Raw genomic sequence first — 18,357 nt, 5'->3', positions numbered from 1 at the left:
GCGTCAAGCGGGGCATGGCTGAGATGCTCAAGGGCGGCGTCATCATGGACGTCGTTAACGTCGAGCAGGCCCGCATCGCTGAGGATGCCGGTGCCGTGGCTGTCATGGCGCTCGAGCGCGTTCCGGCCGATATCCGCGCCCAGGGTGGCGTGTCCCGTATGTCGGATCCGGACATGATCGATGCGATCATCGCTGCGGTGTCCATCCCGGTCATGGCCAAGGCCCGCATCGGCCACTTCGTCGAAGCCCAGGTCCTGCAGTMCCTCGGTGTTGACTACATCGACGAGTCCGAGGTCCTGACCCCGGCGGACTACATCAACCACATCGACAAGTGGAACTTCACTGTTCCCTTCGTGTGTGGTGCCACCAACCTTGGTGAGGCCCTGCGCCGGATCAACGAGGGCGCGGCGATGATCCGTTCCAAGGGTGAAGCCGGCACGGGTGATGTTTCCAACGCCACCGGGCACATGCGCCAGATCCGTTCGGAGATCGCCAAGCTCGCAGCCTTGCCCGAGGACGAGCTCTACGTCGCGGCCAAGGAACTGCAGGCCCCGTATGAGCTGGTCAGGGAAGTTGCCGCCACCGGCAAGCTCCCCGTCGTGTTGTTCACTGCCGGTGGCATCGCCACTCCGGCTGATGCTGCGATGATGATGCAGCTCGGCGCGGACGGCGTGTTCGTTGGCTCGGGGATCTTCAAGTCCGGCAACCCGGCCGAGCGTGCCGCCGCCGTCGTGAAGGCCACTGCTTACTACGACGATCCCGACGTCATCGCCAAGGTCTCCCGCGGACTTGGCGAAGCCATGGTGGGCATCAACGTCGACGACATCCCCCAGCCCCACCGCCTCGCAGAACGCGGCTGGTAGAGGCAATGACGGACCTTGCTCTGGCCAAGACTGTTCACGGCCGTGGCCTCCGGAAGGATTGGGCGCAGCTGACCGGGCACACCGTGGAGGTGTGGCTTTCGGGCGATCACGTCCTCACCGGGGTGGTGGAGCAGGCGACCGATGATGATTCGGTGCTCTGGATCGCCGCCGAGGGACTGTCCACCAGGAAGCTGTTCGATAAATCGACGGGCTACCAGGTCTGGGCCTGAGAGGAGCTTGTCCGTGCCTGCCGGGCTGCGCTCAGCGGTCGTCCTCGGGGCGGGCCGTGAGGATCCGATGAGCGCTCTCCTGGAGAATGCCGAGCGACTCCTGGATCAGTGGTGAGGCGATACTGCCTCTGCGCACCGCAGCGATAATGCGGCGGGTGGGCTTCCCTTTGCCGGTGATACGCAGCCGAACCACGTTCTCCGTACTGTGAAGGGGTGCCAGCCGTGGCAGCAGGCCCACGCCCAGCCCCGCCCCCACAAACGCTATCTGGGTTTCCCACTCAACAGCCTCATGCGCAATCCGAGGTGTTACCCCCACCGCCGTGAACGCGGCCGTGAAGAGGGAATGGTAAGTGGAGCCGGCTGCTTCGGTGATCCAGGGTTCCGACGCAAGCTCTTCGAGCGTCACGGTTTCCCGTTGGGCCAGCGGGTGGTCAGCGGGAATGATCACGTCCAAGGGATCGTCGAGCAGCACGGTCTGTTCGAACCTGGGATCGTCCTCGCCGTAGGTTTCGGACTGCATGGCGACGATGACCGCGAGATCGATTCGTTCTGCCACCAACAAGTCGAAGCAGCGGGCCGGGTTGGCCTCGAGCACCTGGACCTCCAGCAAGGGGCGCGTGGAGCGCAAGGTGGCCGCCAGCGGCGCCAGCAACTGAGCGGCCGCCGTCGAGAATCCGCCGAGCCCAAAATGTGACTGCACCTGATCGCCGGCCTCCATGGCTGCTGCGCGCAGGCTCTCCCATTCGGCAATGAGGGTGTCCGATCCCGTCACGAGAAAGCGGCCGGTGGCGGTAAGCCGCACGCCCCGTCCGTCCTTGGTCAGCAACTGCATTCCCAGCATGCGCTGGAGCTCCCGCAGCTGTGCAGAGACAGCGGACGGGGAGTAGCCGGTGAGCTCCGCGGTGGCGCCGATGGTGCCGCAGCGGGCAAACACCCTGAGTGTGATGAGCCTCGCATCGATCATGCACCTATTGTGCACGGTTATCTTCTGAATCTTGCGCTTTTGTTGCGGTTCAATCGTCCCTAATCTCATGACTATAAGGTTTTCGACAACGCTGCTCGCCCCCAACGCAGCAGTGCTCCCCACGAAACACACTCTGACCCATGCCTCCCGGGAGGAAAACATATGTCTGCTCCAGTCTTGCCCCTCAACTCACGCGGAAAACTCGCTTCATCCTTGCCTGCAGAGCAGCTGGCGGAGATCAGCGGTTTGTTCGAGTTCCGGCGCAAGGGATATTCCCTCGATGCGCCTTTCTACACCGACGCCACGATCTTCAAGATCGACATGGAAGCCATTTTTGGCCAGCATTGGATCTTTGCCGGCAGCATCGCCGAACTGCCCGAGCCGGGCGACTACGTCACCGTCGACTATGGTCCCTACTCCCTGATCGTGCTGCGCAATGACGACGGCGGCGTGAACGTCCTGCACAACGTCTGCCGCCACCGCGGTGCCCGCGTCCTGACCGAGCCTGCCGGCTCAACCGGAAACCTGGTCTGCGGCTACCACTCCTGGACGTACTCCCCGGAGGGCAACCTGATCCACGCCTCGGCACCGGGTGAGACCAAGTTCGACAAGGGCTGCTTCGGCCTCAAACGCGCCCACAGCCGCGTGGTTGCCGGACTGATCTTCGTCTGCATCGCCGACGAGCCACCGACGGATTTTGACGAAACTTCCAAGATCTTCGAGCCGTACCTTGCACCGCACGATCTCTCCAAAACGAAGATTGCCTACCAGCAGAACATCATCGAAGAGGGCAACTGGAAGCTCGTCATGGAGAACAACCGTGAGTGCTACCACTGCGATGGCCACCCTGAGCTGGCCTGTTCCCTCTTCCCCACCTGGGGCCTGACGGAGGGCTTGATCCCGGCCCACCTTGAAGAAGTATGGGACCGCAACAAGGAAGCACAGTCCTCGCTCGAGGAGCGTTGCCGCCGCTATGGACTTCCCTACGAGGTAGTGGAGGAGCTCGATACCCGCATTGCGGGAATCCGCATCTCACGTGAATCGCTCGACGGCGAGGGCGAGTCATTCTCGGCCGATGGCCGCAGGCTCTCCAAGAAGCTGCTCGGCGACTTGCGGGACTTCCGGTTGGGCCGCTGCTCGATGCACCTCCAGCCCAATAGCTGGTTCCACTTCCAGAGCGACCATGTCATCACGTTCGGCGTCTTCCCCATCAACGAACACCAGTCCCTGGTCCGCACCACGTGGCTGGTAGCCGATGACGCCGTGGAAGGCGTGGACTACGACCTCGAAAAGCTCACCTACACCTGGAAGCAGACCAACCTCCAGGACAAGGCGTTCGTGGAGCTGTGCCAGACGGGCGCCGGCAGCCCCGCCTACGAGCCCGGCCCCTACATGAAGAGCGAATACCAGGTGGAGGCCTTCATCAACTGGTACGTACAGCGTGTCCAGGAGCACTTGGCATGACCGAACTCCTCACTGAGAAGGTAGTCCAGGAGCCACATCGCATCCGCGGCCTTGAGATGCCGTGGAACAGGGTGATGGGCAGCACCGAGGGTCCAGCCAGTGCAGCCCGCGCCTTGGGCCCGTGGCATCCGCAGGAGTTCACGGCCGAATGCGTTGAGATTGTTGCCGAAGTGGGCGGCATGATGACCTTCGTGTTCCGTCGCTCCGACGGTGCGCCCCTGGCGTTTCGTGCAGGCCAGTACGTGAACGTCGCCTTCCCCGTGAACGGCGAGGACCAGGACCCGGCGGACCGCAGCTACTCACTCTCCAGCGCACCCACCAAGCCGTGGACCTTCGACATCACGGTCAAACGCGATCCCACGGGGCTGGTCTCGCCGTGGGTGCACGAGAACATCAAACCCGGCACGGTTCTGGAGATGCTCGGGCCGGTGGGCGCGTTCCACCTGCCCGACGCCGACCGGCGGGCACGCTACCTCCTGTTGGCCGCCGGAGCAGGGATCACGCCCATCATGTCGATGGTGCGGACCATTCACTCCCTGCCGGGCGAGGCAGACGTAGTGGTGCTCTATCACGGAGCGGCGGACGAGGGCTTTGCCTTCAACAAGGAGCTCGCCTACATCGCCTCCGTGGACTCGCGCATCAAGGTCTTCTATTCCCTGGGCGATCGCGGCAAACCCGCCGACTGGGAAGGGCTCAGCGGAAGGCTGACGGCGGCCATGCTGGATCAAGTGGCCCCCGATGCCAACGGACGCCAGGTCTATGCCTGCGGCCCCGAAGGGTACCTGAACACGGCCACCGAGCTCCTGGGGAAGGTGGGCGTCGACGACACCTCCATCCACATGGAATTCTTCACCGGAGACCGCCAAACCATCCTTGAATATCAGGCGGAACTTGCGCTGGCGGCCGACATTGCGGAGGAAATCGCGGAGGAGATCGCCGATTCCGCCGAGGATTACTACGAAAGCCAGCCCACGGCGTTCGGACTCTACGAGCCCGGCTACGACGCAGGGGGAACCTTGAAGGCCACGGGGCTGCCGCTGGAAAGCGCTGATCCGGACGGGTCCGGCCCGGGTGCCTCCGACGGCGGTGCGGACGTGGAGCAAGAGGCTGTTACTCCTGATGCCTCGAGCTTTGAGACGGTGGGAACGGGCAGCCTCACCCTGTCCTTCATGCGCACCGGCATCAATGTGCGCGTCGACCCCAGCGAGCACATTCTTGGGCCCGCCCAGCGTGCGGGCGTCAGGATCGGCGCCAACTGCAAGGAAGGCATGTGTGGCTCGTGCAAGATCGTCAAGCTTTCCGGCGATGTCGAGATGAACCACCAGGGAGGAATCCGGGCACGGGAAATCGACGCGGGCAAGTTCCTGCCGTGCTGCTCCACGGCACGCACCGACATGGTGATCGATGCCTAGCTAAGGTTCAGCCCGCCGAAGCTCCGCCCGTTCCACCAGCTCCGTGATCCAGGGCCGTTGTGCGCGGTGGAGGGTCATGCCCTCGGGAAGTCCCTCCACCTGCGCCGACGAGCCATCGACGTCTATGGTGATGCGTCCGCTTCCCATGGGGGCGTTGCTGATGTGCAGGTCGCCGAAGGACTCCGGCAGGACCGGATCCAGCCAGAGCCCTCCCATGGAGATGTGGGCGTCGTACCGCATGAGTCCGGTGATCAACTGGATGGGGGTGGTGGCGGCCCAGGCTTGTGGGGAACACGCCGTGGGGTAGGGCACCGGTTCCCGGAAGTGTTCGCGGGGAAAGCCGCAAAAGAGTTCCGGGAGTCTTCCTCCCGAGGACTCCGCAGCTTCAAAGAGGGCCGTCGCAATACGCTGCGCTTCCTCCACGAATCCGTAACGGAGCAGTCCGGCCGCTATCAGCGCATTGTCGTGCGGCCACACTGATCCGTTGTGGTAACTGGCCGGGTTGTAGGCGCCCATGTCCGTGGCCAGCGTCCGGACGCCCCATCCGCTGAACATCTCCGGAGACATCAATCGTTCCACCACCAGGGGCGCCTTGTCTTCATCCACCAGGCCAAACCACAGGCAGTGCCCCATGTTTGAGGCACACGCGTCCACGGGCCGCTTGTCCTTATCCAAGGCAACCGCGTAGTAGCCCTTGTCCGGGAGCCAGAACTCTTCGTTGAACTTCTTCTTCAGGCGGTCTGCGCGTTCCCGGAGTTCGGCCGCCAAGGTGAGGTCGCCGTCGTCGTAAGCCATCCAGGCGCGCGCCATATAGGCGCCGTGCACGTATGCCTGGACTTCGCACAGCGCCAACGGCGGCTCGGCGATGGTGCCATCGGCAAAGTTGATGCCGTCCCAGGAATCCTTCCAACCCTGGTTGATGAGCCCATGCTGGTTGGGCCGCCCGTACTCCACGAAACCGTCGCCATCGCGGTCGCCGTAGTCCCTGATCCAGTCAAGCGCACGGTCTGCGTTGGGCAGGAGCTCCGAAATGACGTCTTTTGCGAAGCCCCACCGGCTGACGGAGCCCAGGACAATCACGAAAAGGGGAGTGGCGTCCACGCTCCCGTAGTACGCGGACTTGCCGCCCAAGGCCAGGCCGCTGGAAACATCAAGGCGCACTTCATGCAGGATCTTCCCCGGCTCCTCCTCGCTGGCGGTGTCCACCACCGTTCCCTGCCGGTCAGCGAGTGTGCGGAGGGTGCCCAACGCCAGCGACGGATCAACCGGCAATGCCATCTCTGATGCCCATAGGGAGTCCCGGCCGAACAAGGTCATGAACCACGGCGCTCCGGCGGCCACCACCACCCTGTCCGGATGGTCCGGGTCCTGGATCCGCAGTGCCCCCAGGTCTTCGTAACTGCGGCTGAGAGTGCGTTGGATGGAACGGTTTCCCACTTGCAGGCGGGGAATCTTAGCTACCCATTCCTGCCGGCGGCGATCGCTGGGAGACATCTCCCCGCGGGACGGGTGGGCGAACGGCGTTCCTGTGCCATCCCCGGCGGGAACAACGCTGACGCGGGTGCTCCAGCTCCCCGAAGACGGAATCTTTGCCGTGAAGCCCAAAGCACGGGCGCCGGCGCCGGCGCCTTCAGCCCGGATCGCCACGCCCTTCCGGATTCCCTCCCACTTTCCACGGATCACCAGGGAATCGCCTTCCGGGACGCGGGTCTCCTTCCATTCGCGGGTGATGCGGGCTTCCTTCACTTCAAAGAGGTCCGCGAAATCCGACTCGGCCGTCAGGAGGATCCGGCACTCCACAGGGTGCTTGGAGTAGTTGCGGACCGTGATTTCCTCGAAGATGCCCGCCCCGACTTCCCTGAGCCGCTCCACCAGCAGGGGGCTGTCCGCGTACCCATCGGAGCGGGGAACCCGGCCTGCGAAGAGTGCGCGGTAGGGTTCCCGGGTTTCTGCGGCCAAAGCCTCAATCGCCTGCCCGTTGATGGTCAGTTCCCACCGCGAAAGTATCCGGGTATCCAGATGGAAGACGCCGTGCGGCAGGTCGGGATGGATGTCTCCGTTGGAGGAGGAAATGCAGAAAGACGAACCTTCCACCAAAGTGACCGTGCCCGACCCCAAAGGCCCGGCCGCGGTGTCAGCATTCCAACCAACCACTTGATGCTCCTTGTCACTGAGCTGTCCCGGCCGCTGTAGCGGCCGCTGTGACGGGCGGCCACTGTGAGCGGCGGCCGTTTGCCTGGATATAGTCGACGCTACGCCGGAGAGGGTGCCGGCACCAGAGCCGTTCGGCCCTTCGGTCCACGGTGGGGACTTCGTGTCCATAACCCAGAGTTAACCTGTTTTTCAGTTACTCCGCGGTATAAGGGGGCTACAATGGCAACAGGACATTCGCTGATGCAGCCCGGCGGCCCGCTTTTCTTCCGACGCCGGAGGCCCCGTAATGACCGACACCCAAATCAGCAGCTTTATCCGCGACTGCGTGGTGTTTGAGGACGACACTGAGAACGGCTTGGATTTTGATACTTTCTACGGCCTGTACATCAGCTGGTGCGTTCTTGGACGTAAAATCCCCATTCCCGACTCAGCCTTCAAAACGGCTCTTGAACTTGAAGGTCTCAGGCCCATCAAGGAAAACGGCCGCAGAATCTATCCCGGAATGAGCATGGTGGGTGCGGCCGCAAGGGACTACGTAGTGAACAGTGTTCCTTTGTGGAGCGAGTCGGAGACCAACGTCCCGGTTCTTTCCGACATGGCCGAGGAACCTGTTCCGTCCATCGCCTGATTTCATTCAAACAGCCAGCGTCCAGCCCGTGCCCCTAGGATTTCATGAGGGGGCATGGGCTGTTCCTGTTTCCGGGGTGTGCGCTGAAAGGAATTGATGAAACCGTCCATCGTTTGGTTCCGGGACGACCTCAGGGTCGCCGATAACCCGGCCTTGCGGGCCGCCGTCGACGACGGCGACGCCGTGGCCCTGTTCGTCCTCGACGAAGAATCGAAAGGCATCCGCGCCCATGGTGGCGCTGCGCGTTGGTGGCTCCACCATTCGCTGACGGCGCTGCGTGAGGACCTGGACAAACTCGGCATCCCGCTGCTGCTCCGCCGTGGGGCCGCCGGAGACGTCGTGCAGAAAACCGCGACGGCGGTTGGTGCGGGCGCGCTGTACTGGAACCGCCGGTATGGTGCGGCTGAGCGAACGGTCGACGCCGGACTCAAGACCTGGGCGGGTGAGGCCGGGCTCCACGTGGCCAGTTTTCAAGCGTCCCTGCTTCATGAGCCGTGGAATGTCACCACCAAAACGGGTGGGCAATACAAGGTCTTCACACCTTTCTGGCGGACGGTGTCCGCACAGGAATTCCGCGAGCCGTTGGCCGTGCCCGCGAAAGGCCATGGCTACACCGGAAAGCTCCCGTCCTACGACGAGTTGGACGCCTGGAACCTCCTGCCCACCAATCCGGACTGGTCCGGGGGATTGGCCGGGATGTGGATGCCTGGAGCGGCTGCCGGCCACCAGCGCCTCGCTGCGTTCGTGGAGAAGGGGCTCTCCAACTACAGCGAGGGCCGGAACCGTCCGGATACGGATGGCAGCAGCTGCCTCTCGCCTTACCTGCGGTGGGGTGAGCTGAGCCCGTTTGAGGTGTGGCATGCGCTGGGCTCCAAGCGCTCCGAAAGCGCCTCGGTTTATGCTTCTGAGCTGGGTTGGCGTGAATTCTGCTGGCACCAGTACTTCCACAACCCGGAGCTCGCCACCGCGAACCTTCGCACCGAGTTTGACCGGTTCCCGTGGGCGTGGCCCGGCAGCAGCGGAGGCAACGGGAAACATTCCGGCCACGAAAGCGCGCCGGAGGAGCTCCTCGCCTGGCAGCAGGGCCGCACCGGTTTCCCCATGGTGGACGCCGGGCAACGCCAGCTATGGCACACCGGCTGGATGCACAACCGGGTACGCATGGTGGCCGCCAGCTTCCTGGTGAAGAACCTGGGTATCCATTGGCAGCTCGGCGAGCAGTGGTTCTGGGACACCTTGGTGGATGCCGATCCGGCGTCGAATCCTGCCAACTGGCAATGGGTGGCAGGCTCCGGGGCGGACGCCTCGCCCTTCTTCAGGATCTTCAATCCTGAGGCCCAGCGGGTTAAGTTCGATCCCCAGGGGAAGTACATCGCCCACTGGATCCCCGAATTCGGAACGCCCGAATACCCCGGGGAAATTGTGGACCTCAAAACCACCCGCGCGGAAGCACTGGAAGCGTACAAGGGGATGAAGGAAGTCCACTAGGGAGCCACCACGCCCTAAAAACACCCCTCTGGAAATTAGTAGGAAGTCCGAGTATATTCGGGTTCAGAGATGACCTGGATCACAGTTGGTCACGTGTTCCCCGCAATGGTCCCAGCACCCAGCGGCACGGCAGTCATTCACGATGCAAAGGAGCATTCCACCATGGTGCGCGAGCTTTCACACTACGTAGACGGCCAGAGGATCGACGGCACGTCCGGCCGGTTCAGCGATGTCTACGATCCCTGCACGGGCGAAGTCCAGGCCCGGCTTCCGCTGGCCAGCGCCGACGAGGTCCGCAACGCCGTCGCAAATGCCGAGAAGGGCCAGCTCGAATGGGCGGCCATGAACCCGCAGCGCCGGGGACGCATCCTGCTCAAGTTCGTGGACCTGGTCAATGACAACATGGACGAGCTCGCCACGCTCCTGTCCTCCGAGCACGGAAAGACATTCGCGGACGCCAAGGGCGATATCCAACGCGGCATCGAGGTAGTGGAGTTCTCCGCCGGCGCACCACATCTCCTCAAGGGCGAATTCTCCGACAACGCCGGCCAGGGGATCGATGTCCACTCGCTCCGCCAACCACTCGGCGTGGTCGCGGGCATCACGCCCTTCAACTTCCCGGCCATGATTCCGCTGTGGAAGTCAGGCCCGGCGCTCGCAGCCGGCAACGCCTTCATCCTCAAGCCCTCCGAGCGGGACCCGTCCGTTCCGCTGCGCCTCGCCGAGCTGTACAGCGAAGCCGGTGTTCCGAACGGCGTCTTCAACGTCATCAACGGTGACAAGGAAGCAGTGGATGCGCTGCTCGAAGATCCGCGGGTGAAGGCCATCGGCTTTGTGGGCTCCACGCCGATCGCCCAGTACATCTACGCCACGGCAGCCGCGCACGGCAAACGTGCACAGTGCTTCGGCGGGGCGAAGAACCACATGGTGATCATGCCCGACGCCGATCTGGACATGGCAGCCGACGCCCTGATTGGTGCCGGGTACGGTTCCGCAGGCGAACGCTGCATGGCCATCTCCGTGGCCGTGCCGGTGGGACAGGAAACCGCCGATGCCCTGGTGGCCAAACTGACTGAGCGCGTGAAGGACCTGAAGGTTGGCCACAGCCTGGCCAAGGACTCAGACTTCGGGCCGGTCGTGGCGGCCTCTGCCAAGGAACGCATCGAGGGTTACATCCAGTCCGGCGTGGACGAAGGCGCAACCCTGGTCACCGACGGCCGCGGACTCACCGTGGACGGCTACGACGGCGGGTTCTGGGTTGGCCCAACCCTCTTCGACAACGTCACCAAGGACATGAAGATCTACAAGGAAGAGATCTTCGGACCTGTCCTGAGCGTCCTGCGCGCAGCTGACTACGACGAAGCGCTCAGGCTCTGCAGCGAGCACGAGTTCGGCAACGGCGTCGCAATTTTCACCCGCGACGGCGACTCCGCCCGCGACTTCGCCAGCCGCGTGGAGGTGGGCATGGTGGGCATCAACGTGCCGATTCCCGTGCCGATTGCGTACTACACGTTCGGCGGCTGGAAGGCCTCCGGCTTCGGCGACCTCAACCAGCACGGCGCCGACGCATTCCGGTTCTACACCAAGACCAAGACCGTGACGTCGCGGTGGCCCTCCGGCATCCGCCAAGGCGCCAGCTTCATCATGCCGGCAGGCAGCTGATGCGGGCTGGGGAGGTAGAGGAAGAGGTCCTGTTTGAGCGTCGCGGCCACCTCGGCATCGTGACTCTCAACCGCCCGAAAGCCGTCAACGCCCTGAACGCGGGAATGGTGCAAGCCATGCTCCGGCAGCTGACGGACTGGGCCGACGACGACGCCGTCGCCACCGTTTTGGTCCGCGGCGCGGGAGACCGCGGGCTGTGCGCGGGCGGCGACATCGTGGCCATCTACAAGGACATGCTGCACAGCGGAACCGAAACCGCGGAGTTCTGGGCGGACGAGTACCGGCTGAACTCCTTGATTGCCCACTATCCCAAGCCCTATGTGGCGTTCATGGACGGGTTGGTTTTGGGCGGCGGCGTTGGCATCTCAGCACATGGCTCAGTGCGCGTGGTCACCGAACGGACGCGGACCGGCATGCCGGAAACCACCATTGGTTTTGTGCCCGACGTCGGCGGCACGCTCCTGCTGTCGCGCTCGCCGGGGGAGTCGGGAACCCACGCGGCCCTGACGGGAGCACACCTGTCCGGTTCGGACGCGTTGTTCCTGGGACTCGCGGACCACTTTGTGCCGTCCGAAAACCTGCCCGCGCTGGCGGAAGCGCTGGAAAGCTCGACGCCGGAAGCCGCCGTCGAGCGCTTTGCGCAAGCCGCGCCGGACTCGGCCTTGGCGGCCCAGCGCGGGTGGATCGACGCCGCGTACGTGTATGACGACGCCGAAGAGATTGTCCGGAGCCTGCGCTCTGTGGGCGACGAGGCAGCCGCCGCAGCCGACACGATTGAGGCGAAGTCGCCCACGTCTGTGAAGGTCGCTTTGGCATCGCTGCGCCGGGTGCGGGGGCTTTCCCTGGAGGAGGCTTTGGATCAGGAGTATCGCGTGGGGCTGCGCTGCCTTGCCGGTCCTGATTTCCGGGAGGGCATCCGTGCGCAGGTAGTGGACAAGGACAGGAATCCGCAATGGAAGCCGCCTTCCCTGGCTGACGTCCAGGTGTCCGACGTCGAGGGCTACTTTGCGCCGCTCGGCGAACGGGAACTGGGTCTGGCCGGGCTGGGCAGTGAGTCGAAGGAGACGGTATGACAGAGAACGCAGCCATGTCAGATATCCAAGCCGCGGGGACGGGCCTCATCGCGTTCCTCGGACTTGGACACATGGGCGGCCCCATGGCGGCCAATTTGATCAAGGCCGGGCACGACGTCATTGGCTATGATCCTGTTCCGGCGGCCGTGGAAGCGGCCGTGGGGCACGGGATTCCCATGGCATCGTCGGCGCACGAGGCCGCAGCGGAAGCGGCCGTGGTGCTGACCATGCTCCCCAGCGGCAAGCATGTCCTGGATGCCTACCGTGGCGTAGGTGGACCGGGGCTGCTGTCAGTTGCGAAGCCGAACACCTTGTTCCTGGACTGCTCCACCATCAATGTGGACGAAGCCCGGGAAGCCGCGGCTCTGGCAGTAGCGGCGGGTCACCGATCAGTGGACGCGCCCGTGTCGGGTGGCGTGGTGGGCGCCGAAGCGGGCACTTTGACGTTCATGGTGGGCGCGCTTCCGGAGGATTTTGAGACCGTGCAGCCGATCCTGGAATTGATGGGCAAGAGGATCGTCCACTGTGGAGACCACGGGGCCGGGCAGGCTGCCAAGGTCTGCAACAACATGATCCTGGGGGTGTCCATGATTGCTGTTGCCGAGGCATTCGTGCTGGGCGAGAAGCTGGGCCTGACGCATCAGGCGTTGTTCGACGTCGCCTCCAACGCGTCCGGGCAGTGCTGGGCGCTTACTACCAACTGTCCTGTTCCGGGACCGGTGCCCACGAGCCCGGCAAACCGTGATTACCAGCCGGGTTTCGCGGGAGCGTTGATGGCCAAGGACCTGCGCCTGGCCTTGAATGCGTTGGAAAGCACGGGTGTTGCCGCCGAGATGGGGCCGCTGGCGTCACGTATCTATGACGCTTTTGCAGCCGGCGAGGGAGCTGGAAGGGACTTCTCCGGCATCATCACCGAGATCCGGGACAAGTCCGTGTGAGAGGTTGGAACTGAGTGGTTGAGGGTTTGTTGGGCTTGGCGGAGAGGGAGAGCATGACGGAGCAGTACCAGAACATTGTGGTGGAACGGCGGGGCCGGGTTGGACTGGTGACCCTGAACCGGCCGGAGGCGTTGAATGCGCTGAACACCGCACTCATGAATGAGCTCGTGGATGCTGTGACGGCCATGGACACCGACCCGGAGGTGGGGGCCGTGGTCATCACGGGCTCCGCCAAGGCGTTCGCAGCCGGGGCCGACATCAAGGAAATGTCTTCCAACAGCTACATGGACATGTACGCGGCGGACTGGTTCCGGCGGTGGGAGGACCTCACTCGCCTGCGCATTCCCGTCATTGCCGCGGTTTCCGGTTTTGCCCTGGGTGGCGGCTGCGAACTGGCCATGATGGCGGACTTCATCATTGCCGGGGACAACGCCAAGTTCGGCCAGCCGGAGATCAACCTGGGCGTTATCCCGGGCATGGGCGGCTCTCAGCGGCTGACCCGCGCCGTCGGCAAGGCCAAGGCGATGGACATGGTCCTGACGGGCCGGTTCATGGACGCTGATGAAGCCGAGCGGTCCGGTTTGGTCTCCAGGGTGGTGCCTGCCGCTGAGGTGATTGACGAGGCAGTCAAGGCAGCAGAAGTCATCGCGTCCAAGTCCAAGCCCGCCGCCATGGTGGCCAAGGAAGCAGTCAACGCGGCCTTCGAGATGGGACTGTCCCAAGGGGTTGTCTTCGAACGGAGGGTGTTCCATTCGCTCTTCGCTACCGAGGACCAAAAGGAAGGCATGGCCGCCTTCAGCGAGAAGCGCCAACCGGAGTTCAAACACCGGTAATTCGCGCGTGTTTTCGGGTGTGTCGGGGATAGACTCGGTGCACTTACAAATGGGGAGAGAACATGTCAACGGAGATCGTTCAGGCTAACCACACTGAAGCATCCACCCAGCCGATCAACCGGCAGGCCATCGTGGCCGCCGCAATGGCAGTCGTTGCCCTCGTCGGGCTGTTTTTCGCGGGCATGGCAGTCATCGCGGTATTCGTCGTTGGGGCAGGCCACGTGGCCTTGAACCAAATTCAGCAGCGCGGCGAACGGGGACGGGGCTTCGCCATAGGCGCCTTGGCGGTGGGTTACGGCATCGGGCTCCTGTCTTTGGGCTCGGCGCTGATCTTCGCTTTTACGGGTTAGGCGCGGCAGCTCTTCTGCTTTAGCTCGTTCCGTCCAGTAGGACGCAGCTCACGGTCCTTCCTTCGTCACGTTCCACCTGATTGCGTCTCCTACTGAGGGATACACAAGCAGGCGAGACTGAGGGAAATCATGACCTGGCAATTTTGCGATGACGATCACTGCCCTGACAGCTGGCACTGGATGGATCCGGTGGGGACTCCGGAGGCATGCCGTGGGTCCTATGAACACGGGGCTGCTGAGCAGGAGAACCGTGAAAGGGTTGTCCGCTCATACTTCGCGGCGTAGGCTCCTGCGGGCCACCACCCGCATTCGAGGAGTGAGTCATGGGACAGCTGATCGTGCAGGATTGGAGTACTGGCCTACGCCGGCGTCCGAGGCCGACATCATCACGCCTGTACTCAACGGACTGCGCCGCCACGTGTTTTCGCGCCACCTGAAGGAAGCCCCCTGGGGCGACTTCCCGCCGTCGAACGTTGAATCCGGCGACGCGATCGAGGCGATCCGCCGTATCAAGCGCGAGTCCACCAAGGACATTGTGCTGTGGGGCAGTCTGTCCCTCGGTGAGACGTTCTTCGCGGCAGGCGAGGTGGACGCGGTCCGGCTGGTGGTGATGCCGGTCGGCCAGGGCGCCGGCAGGGGCGTGTTCCCCGCCGGACACGACCCCGCCCTTCTGAAACTCGTGGACGTGAACAGCTACGACCAAGGCTTGGTGGAGCTCAGTTACACCGTTCGGAAGCAGGGCTAGCTGACAGCGGCGGGGATCAGCGCTGCATCGAAGAACGCCCGCTCCAGCCGCACCGCCTCCGCGAAGACCGCAGCAACGCGCTGCCGCTCCTGAGGCCGTGAAGGCTCGACGGCGTCGAACTCGTCGCGCAGCCACGTCACCCACGCGTTGTATTCGGGGTTGTTGTGGAGACGGATCCACTCGGCATGCCTGGGTTCGGCGGGCCACTGGGTGGGGTCTCCGGCGCGGGCGGCCCACTCTCCGTACAGCCACTCCGCCACCAGGAGCACGGCGAGGACCTCCGGATAGGAGCGGCTCGCCAGGGCGTCCCGCATGAGGGCGTCGAAGCCGCGGGTGGCCGTTCCGAGAGCGGGCGCAGTCCTCTCCGCTTCCGGAACGTCCAGCTCATTGAAGCAATCCTGGAAGTATGTATTTTCGTCAGAAGCGAAGGCTCCCAGGACGCCAGCGAACACCAGCCGGGAAGGCAGCGACGGTGCAGAGGCTACGGCCTGGCCCAGGAGCGCGGTGAAGGCATCGCAGAACTGGTAGTCCTGCACGAGGTAGTGGCGCAGTTGCTCATCGGGAAGGGTTCCGGCCAGCAGTTGGTCCACGAACGGATGGTTGACGGCGGCGTCCCAATCCCCCGCGGACTGGTTCCTGAGTTCTTCGGCAAAGCTCACGGTGTTTCCTCCTGAAGTGTCAGCATCGGAGCCTAGCAGCGTGTTGCGTTGTGGCGTCGGGCGTTACGCTATGGTGCCGCTCCCGGTGCCGGCGTAGGCTCTGGCCATGACGAACGAGGGCGCATCGAAGACGATCGTGGTTGGCTATGACGGATCCGAAGAATCGCACCGCGCCGTCCAGTGGGCCGCCAAACATGCGATCCTGCGGGACTGTTCCCTCCACGTAGTGCACTGCTCCTTGTGGGTCCTGCTGTCCCACAATAGGGGACCCGTTCCCGGGGTTGCCGATAGCGGCCTGGAACGGGCTGCCCAGAAAGTCCTGGAAGAAGGTGTTGCGCTCGCCAAGGAGACCGTTCCCGAGCTGGAAGTCCACACCACCTTGTTGCACGGGATGCCTCGCGATCACCTGGCCCACGTTTCGGCCGGTGCTGCGATGTTGGTGCTCGGAAGCCGGGGACTTGGCGGGTTCATGGGTTTGCTGGTGGGATCCGTCAGCCTGGAGATGGCCGCAACTGCAGAGTGCCCGGTGGCTGTGATCCGTGCTGACGACAACCCTGATGGTTTTGTGTTGCTTGCCGTGGATGACTCGGGATCACCGGCGGCACTTGAGGATGCCTGCCATTTCGCCGAAGCAACAGGTGCCGAACTCATGATCGTTCACGTACTGCACGAACCCGATGGCTACCGGCGGCTGCGGGAGCCCGTGGAAGCTTACCCGGACGCTGAAGCGATGCTTGACTCGGTGCTGAGCCAGGCCCGCCACAAAGCACCCGGGATCACGGTGACCGGAGAGTTGCTGGTGGATGCTTCCTTCTCCCGGGCGGTGGTCAAAGCCTCGCAAGGAGCACGCCTTACGGTGGTGGGGACCAAAGGGCATGGGGTCATCAAGGGCACTATCGGCTCCACGGCGCACGCTGTCCTGCACCATGCCCACAGTCCCGTGTTGGTGTCCCGCCGGAAGGCCGATCCCGCATAGGCCGGTGGAGGCCCTCGCAGGGACTCCCTCCCGCGACGGCCCGGAACTAGGGTGAAGGTATGGATAATCGGGCGGAAGTACGCGAATTCCTGATCTCCCGGCGCGCCCAGGTGTCACCTGAGCAGGTGGGGCTGCCGGCCGGCTCGAATCGGCGGGTCAAAGGGTTGCGTCGCAGTGAGGTGGCCACGCTTGCCGGGCTGAGCGTGGAGTATTACACCCGCTTGGAGCGAGGTGCCATCAGTGGAGCCTCCCCACAAGTTCTTGAGAGCCTCGCGAGGGCGTTGAACCTCGATGACGCCGAGCGGGCCCACCTGTTCGATCTCGCTCACGCCGCCAGTCCTGTTGCGCGGCCGCCGCGGCGCCGGAACTCAACGTCCTACGTGCCGCATCAGAGCCTGCAATGGGCGCTTGATGCGGTAACGGCCGGACCCGCATTCGTCCGCAACGGCCGGATGGACCTGCTGGCGGTGAACCCGTTGGCCCGGGCTTTCTACAAGGACTGTTACGACATGCCGGGCCAGGCGCCAAACATCGCACGGTTCACTTTCCTGGATGACCGTGCCCACGAGTTCTACCCGGACTGGGATGCCTTTGCGGAGGTGACAGTTTCCATCCTGCGCACAGAGGCCGGGCGCGACCCGCACAACAAGGAGCTTCACGACCTCATTGGTGAACTCAGCACCCGCAGCGAGGAATTCCGCACCCGCTGGGGCGCCCACAACGTCCGGCATCACGGCACTGGATTCAAGACGTTCAACCATCCGATAGTTGGTGAAATGACGCTCGCCTTCGAGGGCCTGGAGATGGCGGCCGAGCCCGGGCTGACCCTGACCATCTACGCTGCGGAACCCGGATCGCCGTCGGCCGAGCGTCTCCAGCTGCTGGCATCGTGGGCTGCCAGCGAATACGCCGTCGAGCCTGCTGCCGAAAGGACCCGGGCGGACAGCTGACTGCATGACAGGTGACGCGCACCGCCGTTTGAACTCCATCGTGCTCCCCATGGTGTTCAGAGGAGGGGGACGAGCTCCTCACGGATCCAGCTCCGCAGTTGGGTCTGTGTGGTGGTGACGATCGAACGTTCCTGCTCGGGCACGAAGCCTTCTCGCAGCCCGGTGGACATCCCCAGGACCGCGTCCGCCATGGCGGGAGGCATGCCAGCCTGGAGGTACTGCTCGCGCATCTGCTCGTCGGCGATCCGCTCGACGCGCACCTCTCGACCCAGCTCATCCGCCAGGATCTTCGCGACTTGCGTCCATGTCAGGTCTTTGGGGCCGTGGACAGCTTGGACGCGGCGTCCGCTCCACTCGAGGCTCAACAAGTTGAGAGCGGCCACCTCGGCGATGTCCCGTGGTGCAACCCAGCTCATCGGGGCATCGACGGGGAGTACGGTCTGGAGCAGCCCGGTCTTCACTGACTGCGCCTCGAACAGCAGGTTGGTGAAGAAGTAGCCGCACCGCAGGTGCGTGACGTCCGCGCCGCAACCGTCGAGGGCGACTTCCGTCTCCGCGAGGCCGTCAATCTCGCCTGCGCCGTGCCGCTTCTCCGCGCCGACGCTGCTCTGGAAGGCGACCCGTCCGATCCGGTTCGCCTCAACTGCGGAGACAACGGACTCCGTAGCGCGGCGGTAGTCGGCCATCGGGTCGGGGGACTCAGCGGGCGGATCGACCCAGTAGATGGCGTCGATGCCGACGGTGGCCGAAACGACCTGACCCGGCTCGCGGGAGTCCGTCGCCACCAGATCGACGTGCGCGGCGAGGGCAGCGGGGACGTTCTCTGGGTGGCGGGTGAGAAGCAGCGGCCTGACGCCTGCCCGGATGAGCATCCGTGTGAGATGTCGGCCGACGTTACCCTGGGAGGTTGTGACGGCGATCTTCATGGAGTTCCTTTCTTCCGCTCGTTCTTCCACGCTATGTGCAAT

General features: G+C 64.0%; 19 protein-coding genes. 15 read left to right on the top strand and 4 right to left on the bottom strand.

Annotated elements, in window-relative coordinates:
* A partial coding sequence (gene pdxS / locus AB4Y77_RS17790; RefSeq protein ID WP_442014844.1) for a pyridoxal 5'-phosphate synthase lyase subunit PdxS occupies positions 1-863 on the top strand: 863 nt, incomplete at its 5' end.
* A 5-nt stretch (positions 864-868) separates the two neighbouring features.
* A complete protein-coding gene (locus AB4Y77_RS17785) occupies positions 869-1,093 on the top strand; it encodes a hypothetical protein (RefSeq protein ID WP_311211490.1) in 225 nt (74 codons plus the stop codon).
* A 31-nt stretch (positions 1,094-1,124) separates the two neighbouring features.
* Here the strand turns inward: AB4Y77_RS17785 and AB4Y77_RS17780 are convergent, their stop codons facing one another.
* Positions 1,125-2,057, bottom strand: coding sequence for a LysR family transcriptional regulator (locus tag AB4Y77_RS17780; RefSeq protein WP_311211489.1), 933 nt, complete (start codon positions 2,055-2,057; stop codon positions 1,125-1,127).
* A gap of 162 nt (positions 2,058-2,219) precedes the next feature.
* Between AB4Y77_RS17780 and AB4Y77_RS17775 the strand changes: the two genes are divergently transcribed.
* Positions 2,220-3,521, top strand: a complete 1,302-nt coding sequence (locus AB4Y77_RS17775; protein ID WP_311211488.1) for an aromatic ring-hydroxylating oxygenase subunit alpha — start codon at positions 2,220-2,222, stop codon at positions 3,519-3,521.
* Positions 3,518-4,933, top strand: a complete 1,416-nt coding sequence (locus tag AB4Y77_RS17770; protein WP_311211487.1) for a ferredoxin reductase — start codon at positions 3,518-3,520, stop codon at positions 4,931-4,933. Before AB4Y77_RS17775 ends, AB4Y77_RS17770 begins: the two co-directional genes overlap by 4 nt.
* Here the strand turns inward: AB4Y77_RS17770 and AB4Y77_RS17765 are convergent, their stop codons facing one another.
* Positions 4,934-7,087, bottom strand: coding sequence for an amylo-alpha-1,6-glucosidase (locus tag AB4Y77_RS17765; RefSeq protein WP_311211486.1), 2,154 nt, complete (start codon positions 7,085-7,087; stop codon positions 4,934-4,936).
* Positions 7,088-7,373: 286 nt separating this feature from the next.
* On the opposite strand from AB4Y77_RS17765, the gene AB4Y77_RS17760 reads away from it, so the two are divergent.
* From AB4Y77_RS17760 to AB4Y77_RS17720, 9 genes are all read left to right on the top strand, one after another.
* On the top strand, positions 7,374-7,715 hold the full coding sequence (locus AB4Y77_RS17760) for a hypothetical protein (RefSeq protein WP_311211485.1): 342 nt from the start codon (positions 7,374-7,376) through the stop codon (positions 7,713-7,715).
* Between the two features lie 96 nt (positions 7,716-7,811).
* Entirely contained in the window at positions 7,812-9,203 is a 1,392-nt protein-coding gene (locus tag AB4Y77_RS17755; RefSeq protein WP_442014843.1) for a cryptochrome/photolyase family protein, read from the top strand.
* A 162-nt stretch (positions 9,204-9,365) separates the two neighbouring features.
* A complete protein-coding gene (locus AB4Y77_RS17750; protein WP_442014846.1) occupies positions 9,366-10,865 on the top strand; it encodes a CoA-acylating methylmalonate-semialdehyde dehydrogenase in 1,500 nt (499 codons plus the stop codon).
* Positions 10,865-11,938: an enoyl-CoA hydratase/isomerase family protein gene (locus AB4Y77_RS17745; protein WP_442014842.1), complete on the top strand. Its 1,074-nt coding sequence runs from the start codon at positions 10,865-10,867 to the stop codon at positions 11,936-11,938. Before AB4Y77_RS17750 ends, AB4Y77_RS17745 begins: the two co-directional genes overlap by 1 nt.
* Positions 11,935-12,876 (top strand): 3-hydroxyisobutyrate dehydrogenase, encoded by a 942-nt coding sequence (mmsB, locus tag AB4Y77_RS17740; protein ID WP_442014841.1) that lies wholly within the window; start codon positions 11,935-11,937, stop codon positions 12,874-12,876. The genes AB4Y77_RS17745 and mmsB overlap by 4 nt, the downstream gene beginning before the upstream one ends.
* Positions 12,877-12,929: 53 nt before the next feature.
* The gene (locus tag AB4Y77_RS17735) at positions 12,930-13,709 is read left to right on the top strand and encodes an enoyl-CoA hydratase (RefSeq protein ID WP_311211481.1); all 780 of its coding nucleotides are present in this window, start codon (positions 12,930-12,932) and stop codon (positions 13,707-13,709) included.
* Between the two features lie 62 nt (positions 13,710-13,771).
* Complete coding sequence (locus tag AB4Y77_RS17730) at positions 13,772-14,059, top strand: DUF4190 domain-containing protein (RefSeq protein WP_442014840.1); 288 nt, start codon at positions 13,772-13,774, stop codon at positions 14,057-14,059.
* Between the two features lie 129 nt (positions 14,060-14,188).
* On the top strand, positions 14,189-14,344 hold the full coding sequence (locus tag AB4Y77_RS17725; RefSeq protein ID WP_442014839.1) for a hypothetical protein: 156 nt from the start codon (positions 14,189-14,191) through the stop codon (positions 14,342-14,344).
* 61 nt (positions 14,345-14,405) lie between these two features.
* Positions 14,406-14,804, top strand: coding sequence for a dihydrofolate reductase family protein (locus tag AB4Y77_RS17720; RefSeq protein WP_442014838.1), 399 nt, complete (start codon positions 14,406-14,408; stop codon positions 14,802-14,804).
* Here the strand turns inward: AB4Y77_RS17720 and AB4Y77_RS17715 are convergent.
* The gene (locus AB4Y77_RS17715; protein WP_442014837.1) at positions 14,801-15,463 is read right to left on the bottom strand and encodes a TenA family protein; all 663 of its coding nucleotides are present in this window, start codon (positions 15,461-15,463) and stop codon (positions 14,801-14,803) included. The genes AB4Y77_RS17720 and AB4Y77_RS17715 overlap by 4 nt on opposite strands.
* 106 nt (positions 15,464-15,569) lie before the next feature.
* Between AB4Y77_RS17715 and AB4Y77_RS17710 the strand changes: the two genes are divergently transcribed.
* Together AB4Y77_RS17710 and AB4Y77_RS17705 are read left to right on the top strand one after the other, a co-directional pair.
* Positions 15,570-16,439: a universal stress protein gene (locus AB4Y77_RS17710; protein WP_442014836.1), complete on the top strand. Its 870-nt coding sequence runs from the start codon at positions 15,570-15,572 to the stop codon at positions 16,437-16,439.
* A gap of 59 nt (positions 16,440-16,498) precedes the next feature.
* Complete coding sequence (locus AB4Y77_RS17705; RefSeq protein WP_442014835.1) at positions 16,499-17,389, top strand: helix-turn-helix transcriptional regulator; 891 nt, start codon at positions 16,499-16,501, stop codon at positions 17,387-17,389.
* A gap of 56 nt (positions 17,390-17,445) precedes the next feature.
* On the opposite strand, the gene AB4Y77_RS17700 is transcribed toward AB4Y77_RS17705, so the two are convergent.
* Positions 17,446-18,345: an NAD(P)H-binding protein gene (locus tag AB4Y77_RS17700; protein ID WP_442014834.1), complete on the bottom strand. Its 900-nt coding sequence runs from the start codon at positions 18,343-18,345 to the stop codon at positions 17,446-17,448.
* Positions 18,346-18,357 lie beyond the last annotated feature (12 nt).

The sequence above is a fragment of the Paenarthrobacter sp. YAF11_1 genome (assembly GCF_052113445.1).
Classification (GTDB): domain Bacteria; phylum Actinomycetota; class Actinomycetes; order Actinomycetales; family Micrococcaceae; genus Arthrobacter.
This window is presented reverse-complemented; position numbering and strand designations above follow the sequence as displayed.

Coding starts and splice junctions, on each gene's coding strand:
- AB4Y77_RS17785 (WP_311211490.1), top strand. CDS start 869: ATGACGGACCTTGCTCTGGCCAAGACTGTTCACGGCCGTGGCCTCCGG.
- AB4Y77_RS17780 (WP_311211489.1), bottom strand. CDS start 2,057: ATGATCGATGCGAGGCTCATCACACTCAGGGTGTTTGCCCGCTGCGGC.
- AB4Y77_RS17775 (WP_311211488.1), top strand. CDS start 2,220: ATGTCTGCTCCAGTCTTGCCCCTCAACTCACGCGGAAAACTCGCTTCA.
- AB4Y77_RS17770 (WP_311211487.1), top strand. CDS start 3,518: ATGACCGAACTCCTCACTGAGAAGGTAGTCCAGGAGCCACATCGCATC.
- AB4Y77_RS17760 (WP_311211485.1), top strand. CDS start 7,374: ATGACCGACACCCAAATCAGCAGCTTTATCCGCGACTGCGTGGTGTTT.
- AB4Y77_RS17755 (WP_442014843.1), top strand. CDS start 7,812: ATGAAACCGTCCATCGTTTGGTTCCGGGACGACCTCAGGGTCGCCGAT.
- AB4Y77_RS17750 (WP_442014846.1), top strand. CDS start 9,366: ATGGTGCGCGAGCTTTCACACTACGTAGACGGCCAGAGGATCGACGGC.
- AB4Y77_RS17745 (WP_442014842.1), top strand. CDS start 10,865: ATGCGGGCTGGGGAGGTAGAGGAAGAGGTCCTGTTTGAGCGTCGCGGC.
- mmsB (WP_442014841.1), top strand. CDS start 11,935: ATGACAGAGAACGCAGCCATGTCAGATATCCAAGCCGCGGGGACGGGC.
- AB4Y77_RS17735 (WP_311211481.1), top strand. CDS start 12,930: ATGACGGAGCAGTACCAGAACATTGTGGTGGAACGGCGGGGCCGGGTT.
- AB4Y77_RS17730 (WP_442014840.1), top strand. CDS start 13,772: ATGTCAACGGAGATCGTTCAGGCTAACCACACTGAAGCATCCACCCAG.
- AB4Y77_RS17725 (WP_442014839.1), top strand. CDS start 14,189: ATGACCTGGCAATTTTGCGATGACGATCACTGCCCTGACAGCTGGCAC.
- AB4Y77_RS17710 (WP_442014836.1), top strand. CDS start 15,570: ATGACGAACGAGGGCGCATCGAAGACGATCGTGGTTGGCTATGACGGA.
- AB4Y77_RS17705 (WP_442014835.1), top strand. CDS start 16,499: ATGGATAATCGGGCGGAAGTACGCGAATTCCTGATCTCCCGGCGCGCC.